At 37.6% G+C, this 13,789-nt stretch carries 12 protein-coding genes and 2 pseudogenes; 8 read left to right on the forward strand and 6 right to left on the reverse strand.

Annotation, left to right across the window (positions count from 1 at the left end):
• Positions 1–274: 274 nt before the first annotated feature.
• The 4 genes and pseudogenes from I6F65_RS22110 to I6F65_RS11360 form a co-directional block, all read left to right on the forward strand.
• A pseudogene (locus I6F65_RS22110) lies at positions 275–530 on the forward strand (ISAs1 family transposase); the annotation flags it as partial.
• Positions 531–588: 58 nt separating this feature from the next.
• Complete coding sequence (locus tag I6F65_RS11350) at positions 589–1,308, forward strand: ISAs1 family transposase (RefSeq protein ID WP_197112936.1); 720 nt, start codon at positions 589–591, stop codon at positions 1,306–1,308.
• Positions 1,309–1,596: 288 nt separating this feature from the next.
• A complete protein-coding gene (locus I6F65_RS11355; RefSeq protein ID WP_197112938.1) occupies positions 1,597–2,415 on the forward strand; it encodes a hypothetical protein in 819 nt (272 codons plus the stop codon).
• 8 nt (positions 2,416–2,423) lie between these two features.
• Positions 2,424–3,455, forward strand: a complete 1,032-nt coding sequence (locus I6F65_RS11360) for a hypothetical protein (protein ID WP_197112940.1) — start codon at positions 2,424–2,426, stop codon at positions 3,453–3,455.
• A gap of 145 nt (positions 3,456–3,600) precedes the next feature.
• On the opposite strand, the gene I6F65_RS11365 is transcribed toward I6F65_RS11360, so the two are convergent.
• The 4 genes and pseudogenes from I6F65_RS11365 to I6F65_RS11375 all read right to left on the reverse strand — a co-directional run bounded on the left by I6F65_RS11365 (position 3,601) and on the right by I6F65_RS11375 (position 6,400).
• On the reverse strand, positions 3,601–4,008 hold the full coding sequence (locus I6F65_RS11365; protein ID WP_197112942.1) for a hypothetical protein: 408 nt from the start codon (positions 4,006–4,008) through the stop codon (positions 3,601–3,603).
• Positions 4,009–4,196: 188 nt separating this feature from the next.
• Positions 4,197–4,283, reverse strand: a pseudogene (locus I6F65_RS21795) (alpha/beta hydrolase); the annotation flags it as partial.
• Between the two features lie 137 nt (positions 4,284–4,420).
• On the reverse strand, positions 4,421–5,122 hold the full coding sequence (locus I6F65_RS11370; protein WP_197112944.1) for an RloB family protein: 702 nt from the start codon (positions 5,120–5,122) through the stop codon (positions 4,421–4,423).
• A gap of 3 nt (positions 5,123–5,125) precedes the next feature.
• Positions 5,126–6,400 carry an ATP/GTP-binding protein gene (locus I6F65_RS11375; protein WP_197112946.1) on the reverse strand — a complete coding sequence of 425 codons (1,275 nt, stop codon included), beginning with the start codon at positions 6,398–6,400 and terminating at the stop codon, positions 5,126–5,128.
• A 367-nt stretch (positions 6,401–6,767) separates the two neighbouring features.
• On the opposite strand from I6F65_RS11375, the gene sbcB reads away from it, so the two are divergent.
• On the forward strand, positions 6,768–8,213 hold the full coding sequence (sbcB, locus tag I6F65_RS11380; protein ID WP_197112948.1) for an exodeoxyribonuclease I: 1,446 nt from the start codon (positions 6,768–6,770) through the stop codon (positions 8,211–8,213).
• A 574-nt stretch (positions 8,214–8,787) separates the two neighbouring features.
• On the opposite strand, the gene I6F65_RS11385 is transcribed toward sbcB, so the two are convergent.
• Positions 8,788–9,669, reverse strand: a complete 882-nt coding sequence (locus I6F65_RS11385) for an NAD(P)-dependent oxidoreductase (RefSeq protein WP_166115263.1) — start codon at positions 9,667–9,669, stop codon at positions 8,788–8,790.
• A gap of 121 nt (positions 9,670–9,790) precedes the next feature.
• Between I6F65_RS11385 and I6F65_RS11390 the strand changes: the two genes are divergently transcribed.
• Together I6F65_RS11390 and I6F65_RS11395 are read left to right on the forward strand one after the other, a co-directional pair.
• The gene (locus tag I6F65_RS11390; RefSeq protein WP_197112950.1) at positions 9,791–10,354 is read left to right on the forward strand and encodes a glutathione peroxidase; all 564 of its coding nucleotides are present in this window, start codon (positions 9,791–9,793) and stop codon (positions 10,352–10,354) included.
• 131 nt (positions 10,355–10,485) lie between these two features.
• Positions 10,486–11,466, forward strand: a complete 981-nt coding sequence (locus tag I6F65_RS11395) for a 2-hydroxyacid dehydrogenase (protein WP_197112952.1) — start codon at positions 10,486–10,488, stop codon at positions 11,464–11,466.
• Between the two features lie 93 nt (positions 11,467–11,559).
• On the opposite strand, the gene I6F65_RS11400 is transcribed toward I6F65_RS11395, so the two are convergent.
• Positions 11,560–12,882, reverse strand: a complete 1,323-nt coding sequence (locus tag I6F65_RS11400; protein ID WP_197112954.1) for a sodium-dependent transporter — start codon at positions 12,880–12,882, stop codon at positions 11,560–11,562.
• A gap of 141 nt (positions 12,883–13,023) precedes the next feature.
• Here I6F65_RS11400 and I6F65_RS11405 point away from each other — a divergent pair, with 141 nt between their 5' ends.
• Complete coding sequence (locus I6F65_RS11405) at positions 13,024–13,782, forward strand: 4'-phosphopantetheinyl transferase superfamily protein (protein WP_197112956.1); 759 nt, start codon at positions 13,024–13,026, stop codon at positions 13,780–13,782.
• The last annotated feature ends 7 nt before the right edge of the window (positions 13,783–13,789 follow it).

Below are 13,789 nucleotides of genomic sequence, written 5' to 3' on the forward strand. Positions count from 1 at the left end.
ATGTTAATCTGCAAAGATTTGCTGTTGGAACGACTGCAGAAATTAATAGTGATAAATACTATTTCGGAATTTATGATGAAAAAGGAATTAAAAATATGGATAAATCTATATTTGAAGGGGCTTGTTCTGGGCAAGACCACGAACTTTACCTTGACTTAAAAATATGATCTTATACTCCTTTTTTAAGGAGCATTCTCATGTTTGATACTCAGCTATTTAAATATTTCGAATCAATCGATGATCCTCGCCAACAAGCCAAAGTGGTCATAAACTATTTGATATCATATTCTTAGCCGTCAGCGCTGTTGTGTCTGGATGCCAAGGCTGGGAAGATATTGAGAATTTTTATCATGATAGATTGGCTCAGGAAATATGTCTCCCTAGAGCAAGGAATCCCCCGGCATGACACAATTGCCCGTGTACTAAGCCGTATTGATATGAGGCAATTTCAAGATTCTTTTTCTTCTTGGATAAAAGCATGCGCTAAATTAACCCAGTATGATGTCGTGGCTATTGACGGAAACGATTAAAAAGGTCTTTTAATTAATCGGATAGGCGCGATGGACTTTATATGGTCAGTGTATTTGCATGCGAAAATGGTGTCGTTTAGCGCAATTTCCTGTTGATAAAAAATCGAATGAGATAACAGCATTACTAGCACTCCTTGAGTTACTTGAGGTAAAGGGGTGCTTAGTCACAATTGACGCCATGGGATGTCAAAAATCAATTGCAGAAAAAGTAGTGAGCAAAGACGCTGATTACCTTCTTGCCGTAAAAGCAAATCATAAAGGACTCCTGTCGCAAATAGAGAGGGTTTTATTACCGGAGATAACACGACAAGCGTCTGAAGGGATTTTGTTTAATGAAGCCGATTATCAAAAAAGTAGAGAGGAGTTTAGGTGTTGTGCAGTTAGCCATGACATAAGTAATTTATCAGAAACGATACACTGGGAAGGCGCAAAGACAGTGGGCGTTATTGTTTCTTATAGAAAGGAAAAAAGCAAAGTAAGCAATGAGTTATGTTATAGATACTATATCAGTTCAGCACATTTAACGGCGGAAGAATTGGCAAGGTCAGCGCGGGGACATTGGCAAATAGAGAATGGCTTACATTGGCGTTTAGACGTAGGGTTTAAAGAAGATGAGTGCCGAATTAGGCGCGAAGGTGCAGCGCCTGTATTTGCAGGGTTGAGGCATATCGCATTTAATCAATTAAAGGCTGAGACCAGTTTTAGTAAAGGTATGCCAGCAAAGCAGAAGAAAACGATGCTCAGTACAGCTTATCTTGAAAGGGTATTGAATTTATAGTGTTTTTCATGCTCTTGCCCTAGCTACTCTCACTTAAAAAACTGAATAAGTTACTTTTTAAGGTTAAAACTAAGTAACATAGATCAAAATAGGTGTATCGCTCAGTTAGATTCAAAAGCTAAGGTAGATTTCACCGTCTTCTATTTATTACCAACGAATTAACCCAGATCTGAAAACGGTTAAAGCAAACCTAATAAACACTAAATTGTTAGCCAAACACTTTAGTGTTACCATTACGGTTACAGGAATTTGATTTTTTATAAATGGAACTTAACTTATGAATAACATTTGGCAGACTACGAAATTAACATACGCTCTTTTCACCCTGAAAAAGACTTTGGGTGGTCCGGTATTTGGTTTGAAGGTGATAATCGTGGATTTTCACTTAAGCCTAGTGGTGTAAAACCTACAACATCAAGAATCTGGCATAAATTTACACTTTCTACCTCAAAGAAAAAAGTAAAGAATATACTAACCAAATCTGACCCTTCTAAAGCTCCTTGGTCAGATAAGCCTAAAGATTATGAAAAAGAGTTAGAGCCTAGAGGTCGATTAACAATAAAAGATGATAAACTTCCTAATGGTAATTTAAAGCTAACTATAAAAGGTCAATACGGCGGAGTAAATCATGCAATGCCTCGCTCGGAGATATGGACAAGAGACTTAGGATTTTCTTACGTCCCCACTTTAAATGTAAATTACAAAATAATAATAGAAATCGACGTAGTTAATAACTACATGGATATTGTTACTTACATTACTGGCGATGCATTTCCTAACTGTGAAGCGTTCATCGTTGGTCCCGGAGGTCAACCTATCTCTTTAGGAATACATGTTAGAAAAGGTGGGGCCCCACTGAGTTTAGCATTAAATAGCGATTACCCAATGATAGCAAGTGCAGTACGTTTACCCCTCAATAAAAATGGTAGTTTCGAAGGAAATGTTGGAGATGAATTATTCCGACAAGCTAATAACCATCCTAAATTAAACTTTCATAAAATTACTGATTGGAATTATCGTTTTATATCAATCCCTCCAAACAGTGGGCATTGTATGCTAACCGAAAAAGCAAGTTTAGAAAATTGCTTTAGCGGTATATCAAAGTGAAGATTCAAATGAATACACTTTCTTTAAATATAAAAGCACTAAAAATTACTTTTATGTGTATTACTCTAACTTTACTTTCAGCCTGCTCTGATAGTAAAGAAAATGCTCCTACTATTTATCTTATACCTGAAGGTTATGTTGGTTCAATTTACATTGTTTACGACATACCCAATGGAGAAACACCTAAATACGAAGGAGAATCTCGTATTTATGAAATACCTACATCTGGTATGTTAATAACGCAAATGAAAACTAGGTATAATAATGGTGAAGCGCTTTTTTATTATAAAAATGATGACGGCACGAGAACACAAATTATAGATCGCGCCACTTCAACAATTCATGACACACCAGAGAACAGAAAATATAGTAAAACGATTGTTTTTGGTGGTGGGGTTGGTCAAATAGAACCCCTAAGAAGATGCAATGCAACTTATAAGAGCTTTTCTATAGGAACTAAATCGCAATTACTCGATAATATAAATATGTTTGATATTTACGATGCTAAAGGCATAAAAAACATTGATAAATCTATTTTTGATGGAATGTGTCCAGATAGAATAACGCCCAACCCGAGTGTTTATTTAATACCTGAGAGCTATAAAGGAACCTTTTATATAATTTATAATGCACCAAAAGGTCAACCTGCTAAATATGAAAACGGATCCACTATTTTTGAAATACCACAATCGGGTGTTTTGTTAACTCAAGCAAGTGGCAGCCCTGTATGGGATGAAAACCCTCCTAACTGGCATTACTATTACGTTGATAATAATGGGTCCAAAACACCAATTACAGGCACGTGGTCATCAGATAGCCGTAATAAATCTAAAAATATAAATGACACAGAAATAGTAAAATTCCATACCTCAATCGGAGGGTTTGAGCCAGTTAAGGGCTGCAGCGCTAGAGTACAAGAGTTTGCGGTTGGAACTACAGCAGAGATTAATAGTGGTAGATACTATTTCGGAATTTATGATGAAAAAGGAATTAAAAATATGGATAAAGCTCTATTTGAAGGGGCTTGTTCTGGGTTTTAACTTATAACAAACGCTCAGAGCATCGAGGTGAGTTAATAAAACAAAAAAGCCCATGTTAAGTTAATACTTAACATGGGCTTTTTTACTCTCGCTATTTTATATTATGCTTTAGTAAGCAGGTTATAAAACGCGTTATAAAGGTTTTTTATAACGCTAATTCTTCTTTAGCGCGAGTTAAGTTGTGCGATACCATCGTGCTTTTAGACATTTGGTTAGCTTCGTATAAATCAGCAAGACCAGCCGTGTCATTGTTTGCTTTTAAACGTGCAACACCACGGTTGCTTAATGCAAATGACGTAAGTTGGCGTACTTTAAGTTTAGGGCCATCAGCGTCTTTTAAAAGTGCGATTGCTTGTGTACAAATTGCTTCAGCTTGTGCGTAATTTTTCGACTTAACATTCAGTGCGCAGCTATTAAATGATTGCTCAAGTGGCTGTGGCGCTGTTGCAGTTTCAATAACCATTAATTTGTAATCACTTTGCTCAGCCATTGCAGCAGCTGAACATGTAAGTAGTGAGCTAAGAGCGATAGTTTTGATAAGAGTAAGTTTCATGATTATTGTCCTGTTAAGTTAGTCGTACTTGTTGCCGACAACTAAACTTTAGAGAATTAACACAAAACCGACAAACGATTAAAACAAACCTAACAAGTGAATAAATCTAATCTATAGACTTTAATCTAATGCCAAACTACTAATTTACCGCAATTGATATTTATATAATCAGCAACCAAACCCACACCTTATTTAGTGCGCTCAAGTAACTTAACTACTTGGGCTACAACCATTTCTGGCTCATCATTTTGTGGATAGTGATAACTTTTATTTGTGGTAAATTATTCATATTAGTGATTAGCCTAGGCTCAATGTCAATAAATACGAACTTATACTCTTGTAAATAATTTTCTGAATTCAGAAGAAATTAATATATCGAGTTAAATAAGTTACCTAAATGGATATTTCTAATTTATGACCCTTTAACTTCTTGAAGATATGTTATCAACTCATGCATATTTGTACTTGGGTTCATATTATTTGACCCTTTTACTCTATCATATATCTGCTGAGAATAATTTAGTGCTGTATTTAATGAACCATTATCAAGTGATGTTTTAAAAATACCTTTTTGAGTTTTTTTATACTTTGGCATATAAACTTTCAAGTCATCTATTACTTGATCTCCTACACTTTTACCCTGTTTGGGTTGATACGGTTTCGTTGAATAATTGAAATGCAACAACAACCAAAATTCAAAAGATGGATCTGAATGAATTGCATTAAATATAGGCTCATTACTTATATTTTCTTGAATAAGGTTCTTATTAAGCACATCTACATATTTTATTGCTTCTAAATAAGTAGTGTGGTTATCCCTGTCAAACACACAAAACACTTGATTGTATAGCCCTCCACTAAAAACTTCCTTTTTGAATATAGATTCTGCATGCTTCACTACTGATATAGGACTCGAACCACAAGTTCCATCGATCATAATATTCGCAGAGTCAAGCTCTAGTTCAATTCGAGCTTCTTCAAGATATATTGGTTCAGTTTTACTACCTTCGCAGACTATTAAGATACGATCGTAAGGCTTTCTTGATGATACTTTACGTTCTAAATCTTTCTGTCTTTTAGCTTTATGTTTATGAAATAAATCCTCACTACCCAAAATTTATTCTCCAATATATTCTAATGCTGAGATTAAAGGCAAAGCACCATATCTACCTGTCAAATATGCTTTTTCTAAATTTTCAACACCTTTTCTAGGACTGAAATCTGTTAATGGATAAAGCGATGTAGATTGATTCTTTTCTTTATTACAAAACCATACTTGATCTCTTCTAAAGATATTTTGATCTAAAATTGATGTTTCATGTGTAGTAAAAATTAGTTGAGCGTTATTAGGATTTGTTTTTTTATCATGAAACAAGCTAACTAGAAATTTAACAATACTCGGATGTAAGCTATCATGTAACTCATCAATAAAGAGCACTTTACCTTTGTTTAAACTATCAATCCAAGGTCCTGCAAACGCGAAGATCTTTTGAGTTCCATCAGATTCGTCACTTAAATCAAATGACATATTCTTCCCTGAAGAAGTTTTATGTATTGTCTTAATTTCGTGGAACTCTTCGCCTTCTAATTCTTCTAACATTTTTTCTTTGATTGAAGCAGGTAGTTCATCAGGAAAATATGTTTTGTCCATTTTCTTTGTATCAACCCTGATATCATCAATATCTAAATCAGCAGCTTTTAAAAAATTTAATACATGCTCTTTGCTCTCATTTTTTTGACAAAGTTTAGCTGTATATTCCATATTCCATCCACTAATACCAGATAGCTTAAGTGTTTTATAAAACCAATCGTAAACTGGTTTTAATTGCTCACTATTCAACATAATTGCAGTAGATAAAAACAATGAATTTGATCTAGTTGCTTCTTTCCAAAGTTGTTTTTTTCCCATTAGATAAGACCCAAAATCCCAAACATATTCACTAGTTTCTGGATCTAATACACGAATAAACCATCTTTGGGGCTTTCCGTTTGGAAAAGCGTATAACCACTCTGCTGTGATTTGTGTTGAGTTTGTAGAAAAGCCATATTGATATTTAACACTATCAGCAATAAAAGTAACCTCAAACTCAGTTGGCTCATCTATAGTTGAGTCACAAAGTTTAAAAGGCTGGACGGGTAAATTATAGCCCCTTTGTCTATCTTTAGCAGACATAATAACTATTTCTTGCATTGTTGATAATGCAAGGATGAAATTAGATTTTCCCGCAGCATTTGCTCCATAAATTGCAGCACTTTTAAGTAAATCAGATGTCCCAGGAGCTAGTGGATTAAATGAATTGTTATCTGCATCTCCAAAGTTAGATTTTACAAGACTTAAACGTTGTTTTTCTTTAATTGAACGAAAATTTTCAACTACTAGCTCAACAATCATATACAAACCCAATTAAAAGTCTTTTTTTGGCTATAAATGCCATATTAGACAGAATTATTGCTATTTAAGCTTACTTATACATTGTTCTAACATTTATGCAAGTAAAGTTTTACTCATACTTTGATTCAGTTATTTATAAATAATTTTGCTCCTCAAGCAGACTTTAAAGTTAATTAGTTAATATATAAAAGTAGAGACAAAAGAATAAATTCTTGTCTTACATACTTGAAAAAGATCAACTTATACATCATTTCTCACCCAAACCTATAAACTCCCTCGCCCATATGCCATAATCTAAATAATTCATTATTTTAGTAACTTGGCGCGCATTTAGGCGTTTTTAAGTTAACTACTCAGGGTTTTCAGCATGGCATATCAAGAGCAAAATCAAGCAACAATCTATTGGCACGACTACGAAACGTGGGGGGCAAGCCCGCAAAAGGATAAGCCGAGCCAATTTGCAGGTGTTCGTACCGATCTTGATTTAAATATTATTGGCGAGCCGCTTATTGAATATTGTAAGCCGCAAGCGGATTACTTGCCTCACCCTGAGGCGTGTTTAATTACGGGTATTACGCCACAAGTGGCGATGAAAAAAGGCTTAGTTGAAGCTGAGTTTATAGCAAAAATTCATGCCGAATTTAGTGTACCAAACACCTGTGTTGCTGGTTATAACAGTATTCGGTTTGACGACGAAGTAAGCCGTTATAGCTTTTACCGTAACTTTTACGACCCGTACGAGCGCGAATATAAAAACAATAATAGCCGCTGGGATATTATTGATTTAGTACGTGCTTGTTACGCGCTGCGCCCTGAAGGCATTGAATGGCCGTTAAAAGAAGACGGCAGCCCAAGCTTTAAGCTAGAGCATTTAACTGTAGCCAATGGTATTGAACACGCCGCAGCGCACGATGCGCTAAGTGATGTAACCGCCACTATTGCACTGGCTAAATTAATAAAAGAAAAACAGCCAAAGCTGTATAACTTCTTTTTTGGTTTGCGTAGTAAAAAAGCGCTTGCTGAGTTGGTTGATGTTTTTAATATGACGCCGCTGGTGCATACCACGTCGCGCATACCTGCAACGCAAGGCTGTACAAGCTGGGTTGCACCAATGAGCTTTCATCCAGTTAATAAAAACGCGGTTATTTGTTTTGATTTAACTCAAAGCCCGCAAGTACTTATTGATTTAAATGTGGAAGAGTTACGCAAACGTTTATACACCAAACGCTTAGATTTAGCTGAGGGCGATTTACCTGTTGGCTTAAAACTGGTGCATTTAAACAAGTGCCCTATTTTAGCGCCTGCTAAAACGTTATTGCCTGAAAACGCCGCCCGTTTAGGAATTGACCGTGAGCAATGCTTAGCTAACTTAGCGATTTTAAAAGCCAATACCGACCTTCGCGATAAAGTAACTGAAGTGTTTAACGAGCAAGGCGATTACAGCGCAACCACTAACGTTGACTACTTACTTTACGATGGGTTTACAAGCCATGCCGACAAGGCTAAATTTGCGATTATTCGTGATGCTAAGCCAGATGATTTGGCTGGGTTGAATTTAGATTTTGAAGATAAAAAGTTTAATACGTTGTTGTTTAGATACCGCGCTCGTAACTGGCCAGAAACGCTAAACCAACAAGAACTTGATCAATGGCGTCAATATTGCCAAAACAAGTTAATGCACGGGGAAGATCAACCATCAATTAACGCACAAGATTTTATGATCACCCTCGAAAATTTAGCGCATGAACATGACGACAGCGAAAAAAATCTTACCATTTTAAAGGCGTTGTATAACTACGCACAAAGCATGTAGTTTGCTGTAATAGTCGAGCTTGCTCACGTGAAAAACGCAGCTTTTAATTATTTAGAGTCCAGCGACTCTTATCGCCTTTTTGAACCCTATTGACGGGCAATGCCCGTTACGTAAGCAAGCTTCACGTCTACAAAAAAACCACAAACCTTCACTTTGGTGGTAGACGTAGAGCTTGCTCACGTGAAAAGCGAAGCTTTTAATTATTTAGAGTCCAGCGACTCTTATCGCCTTTTTGAACCCTATTGACGGGCAATGCCCGTTACGCAAGCAAGCTTGGCGTCTACAAGTTAAACACACTGCTACACTTTGGCTGTAAGAGTCGAGCTTGATCACGTGAAAAGTGCCGCTTTTAATCTCTTTATTATTTTAAAAACTGCGTTTTTATACGCAAGCAAGCTTGGCGTCTACAAGTTAAACGCGCATCTACACTTTGGGTGTAGACGTAGAGCTTGCTCACGTGAAAAGCGCCGCTTTTAATCTCTTTATCATTTTAAAAACTGCGTTTTTATACGCAAGCAAGCTTGGCGTCTACAAGTTAAACGCGCAGGCTTTTAATTTTTTAAAACGTGCAACGTTATTTTTTATGCAATGCTTCAATACGTGCTAGTAAGCTTGAGGTGTCGTATCTCCCGCCGCCAAGTGCTTGTACGTCGGCGTAGTATTGATCGACCGTTGCAGTCATTGGTAGTGTTGCGCCGTTGTTTTTAGCTTCATCGAGTGCAATGCCTAAATCTTTACGCATCCAATCTACGGCAAAACCAAACTCATATTCACCCGCCCACATTGTTTTGTAGCGGTTTTCCATTTGCCACGAACCGGCTGCGCCTTTAGATATTGTTTCTATTACTTTTTCACCGTCAAGCCCAGCTTGCTTGGCAAAATGTAAGCCTTCGGCTAAACCTTGCACTGCGCCAGCAATACAAATTTGATTAACCATTTTACATAATTGACCCGAACCAACGCCGCCTAACAATTGGCTAAAACGACTAAACGCTGCCATAACTGGCTGCACTTTAGCAAATACGGCTTCACTGCCACCCGCCATTACTGTTAATACACCATTTTCGGCGCCTGCTTGTCCGCCCGATACGGGAGCATCTATAAAGTCGATATTTTGTAATGCCGCTTTTGCTGCAACTTCGCGGGCTACTTCGGCAGAGGTTGTGGTGTGATCAACCAAAATAGTGTGCGGTAACATGCCAGCTAATACGCCGTCGTCGCCATACACCACAGAGCGTAAATCGTCATCGTTACCAACACACATAAATACGATGTCGGCATTGCTCGCAGCTTCGCGTGGGGTGGGTGCAAAGCTCCCTGAATGTTCTGTAGTCCACGCTTGTGCTTTAGCTTGAGTGCGGTTATAAACGCATACGCTGTGACCAGCTTTAGCTAAATGCCCCGCCATTGGGTAACCCATTACGCCTAAACCTATAAATGCGACTTTCATTGACATAAAACTGACCTATTAAACTGATAACTTAGAAACTAGACCTCGATTATGTCAACCGGTCGTTCAAAAAGCGAATGAAAATCTTTATAAAATTTCCTTACCAGGAAAGGTGAATAGGTAACCTATGGATAGTATTTATCAATTTAACGCTCCACTTTATAACAGCGAAAACTTTGCGCTGAGTCAGTTAAAAGGCAAAACAGTCCTCATTGTAAATACAGCGAGTAAGTGTAATTTTTCGGTGCAATTAAACGCGTTAGAAAAATTGTATCAAGAATACAAACACCACGGGTTTACGGTGCTTGCGTTTGCGTGCAATCAATTTGGTCAAAATGAACCGCTTGATAACCTTGCCATTAAAGACTTTTATCAAGCGCAGTTTGGTGTGTCGTTTGAAGTTTTTGGCAAAGTAATGGTTAATGGTCCTGAAACGCACCCGCTATTTAGTTATTTAAAATCGCACACCCGTGGAATTTCGCAAAATCGCGCAATTAAATGGAACTTCACTAAGTTTTTAATTAACTCGCAAGGTCAGTTAGTATCGCGTTATGCACCGCGCACAAAACCCGATACTTTAAGGCACGTTATTGAAAGTAATCTACTCGAAGCGGCAAAGCTGGGAAATATAAACAGTGATAAAAAAATAGCTAAAATAGCATCTACGTTTACTACGCTTAACAGTATTTAAAGTGATTTTTTAAACGTTATTCGTTAATTTAGATCAATAAAATGCTCGTTACCTAGGCGCTTATTTGTAAAGTAGTTTACTGTAATAAAGGTTAACTACTTTACAAGCATCTAAGCGTTGGAGCTAATACCATGAACATTGCATTTTTTAGTGCACAAAAATACGAATTGTCTTTTTTTGAACAAAGTACACGTGATTATAGTGATATAAATATTACCTATTTTGAGCAAGGGCTAAGCGATCAATCGGCTATCTTAGCAAACGGATTTGATGCCATATGCGTATTTGTTAACGACACCGTAAATGCTGCTGTTATTGAACAATTGGCAAGCCAAGGTATAAAAACTATTTTGCTGCGCTGCGCGGGCTTTAATAATGTTGATTTACCTGCAGCAAAAGCACACAAAATTAAAGTATTACGCGTCCCTGCTTACAGCCCAGAAGCCGTAGCCGAGCATTGTATTGCACTTATGCTAACGCTTAGCCGTAAAACTCATAAAGCGTATAACCGCGTACGCGAAGACAACTTTGATTTAAACGGACTACTTGGTTTTAATCTTCATAATAAAACAGTAGGCATAATTGGGTGCGGTAAAATAGGCATTGCGTTGTGTAATATTTTAAATGGTTTTGGTGCGCATGTTTTAGTGTGCGACCCTTATGCAAAACCAGGTAATTATACAATTACCGATATAGACACCGTACTAAGCAAAAGCGATGTGATTTCTTTACATTGCCCTCTAACGGAACAAACTCATCATTTAATAAATGACGAGGCATTTAGTAAAATGAAAACCGGCGTTATGTTAATTAATACCTCACGCGGTGCATTACTTGATAGTAGCGCATGTATTAGTGCGCTAAAAACTAAAAAATTAGGCTACTTGGGGCTCGACGTATACGAGCAAGAGTCGGAGCTGTTTTTTAAAAATCACAGCGACGAAATAAACCAAGACGATATATTTTCTCGCTTAGTGAGCTTTAAAAATGTATTAGTAACGGGGCATCAGGGCTTTTTTACCCAAGAAGCGCTCACCGAAATAGCAAACGTAACCCTGCTTAACGCGTTTGAAGTAAGTGAAAGTAAATCTCTAACTAATGAGGTTTTATAAATACCTTAGCTGTACCTAAATAACAGGTACAAAAAAAGCGAATAAGGTAAGCCCTATTCGCTTTTTTGTTTAAAAAGTCACTTTAAATAGAGCTTAACCAAACGCGACGTTTGCAAATACCAAGGTCATTAATATTGGGCAAACAAAACGAATATACTGAGCAAACCAGTAATGTACGCCTGTTGTTGCTTGATGTAATTTATTACCACGCTGCCACATCCAACCTACCGTAATAAAGTAAAACAAACCCATAAGCGGCAATTGGTATTGAGTAAATAACATAATGACTAAGCCAAATAACCAATCAAAATTTAATATAATCGCGCTTGCACACACAAGAACAACGGCGCTTACTGCCCATGTTGCTTTGGTGCGGCTAACGTTGTGATTTTCGACTAAAAACGCTACCGGAATTTCGGTGGTCGATATAGTTGACGTAACCGATGCGATAGACATTAATACAAAAAACAATAAACCAACTAATAAACCAATTTCGCCCATGGTGCTAAATAGCTCAGGTAAAATAGCAAAAATAAGTTGCCCTTCACCAATTAGTTTACCGCCACTAAATACCTCTACACCGTTGTGCTGCGCCACATAAATAGCAGGAATAATAAGTAAGCCCGCTAAAAACGCGACACTGGTATCGAGTAAGGCAACACCTACTGTAAGCTTTGGTAAATTAGCATCTGGCTGTAAATACGAGCCGTAAATCATCATACAGCCTACACCTAGTGAGAGCGAAAAGAACGCTTGCCCCATTGCGGCAATAATTAAATTAGGGTCGAGTATTTGGCTAAAATCAGGAATTAAATACGCAGCAAAGCCTTCGCTTGCGCCATCTAGTGTTGCAATGTAGGCAATTAAACCAACAAGCAGCACAAGTAACAGTGGCATTAAACGGCGCGACCAGGTTTCGATTCCCGATTTAACACCTTTTAAAATAATACTAGCGGTTAAAATAAGCATAAGCGGCGTAAATACAAAATTACGCAACACTGAGTCGCTATGTAAAAACTCGCTTGCGCCTGTAAACCCAAAAAAGGTGGTTATAGGTTCAATAGCGTACGAGAGCATCCACCCTGCTACTATTGAGTAAAAACTTAGCATAACAACTGCGCCCGCAAGACCTATGTAACCGGCTGCTGCGCCTACTTTACGGCTAGTGTTTTGCCATGCATCGCCCAATGCTTTTACCGGATTAGCTTGTGCTTTGTGACCTAAATAAAGTTCGGTATACAGCGCAGGAAGCGCAAGTAAAAATATAACAATAAAGTAAACCAGTAAAAATGCACCGCCACCATGGTTGGCCGCTTGCGTAGGAAAACCCCAAATATTACCTAAACCCACTGCTGCGCCAGCAGCGGCTAAAACAAAACCAAGTCGGCTTTGAAACCCATCACGCACTTGTGCCATACATCTACAAATCTGTTATTATTTTGATTATTGTGAATTAAACCATATTTCATGCCAGCTGAGTAATAAAATTGTACCCAGCCTTTATTAGTGGCGTTAACCGCTCACAATATCAGCGACTTCTTTTGCTTTAGGGCTTTTATGACTGAACACTATTTTAAAAATGCCTTGAGTATTACTTCAACTCAATTGGCAAATTTGTCTTTAGCGAGTAACAGTATTTTATTATTTAATGCTAAAACACTTGAGCTTAGTGACTTTAATTTGCCCGACTGCTTAAGCCCATTTGAGTTAACCATTATAAACCGCCGCAAAAGCCCACAAGCTAAGCAAGAGTATTTAGCGACGCGGTTATTGTTAAAACACCTTATTAAAGTAGCGCAGCCGCAACATGCGCACGTAGCCCTTAATAAAATGAGTACCGAATTTGACGAGGCAAGCTCAAAGCTGCAAATACACGTAAATGGTGATGTTATTAATACCTGTATTTCGCACTCGCATGGTTTGGTTGGGGTCGCGCTAAATCTTGATAAAAGTGAGTTTGGGTTTGATATTGAAAAAGTAAGCCTAAAGCGCCCGTTTGAAAAGCTCGCTAAGCATTTTTATCATAATGATGAAATTACACTTATTACCGAGCCTACTAATACCCAAGCCCAAGCAGATACGTTTTTTAGAATTTGGACATTAAAAGAGTCACTTGCTAAAGCCACCAGCCGCCCTATTGCAAAATTACTTAGCCCCAATGTGTTTGACGAATTAAATAGTGCAAAGCTGAGTGCTAGCAGTAATAACGTTACTGTAGTTGATAGTAATAACAGCAATGTTTGTTTTGATGTGAGTGTGGTGCATAAAAAAAGCACCGACTGGCGATGCTTTTTATTAACTGACTTTGTTAATTAACTTTATT

Origin of the sequence: Pseudoalteromonas sp. SWXJZ94C, assembly GCF_015864385.1 — a bacterium.
Taxonomy (GTDB): domain Bacteria; phylum Pseudomonadota; class Gammaproteobacteria; order Enterobacterales; family Alteromonadaceae; genus Pseudoalteromonas.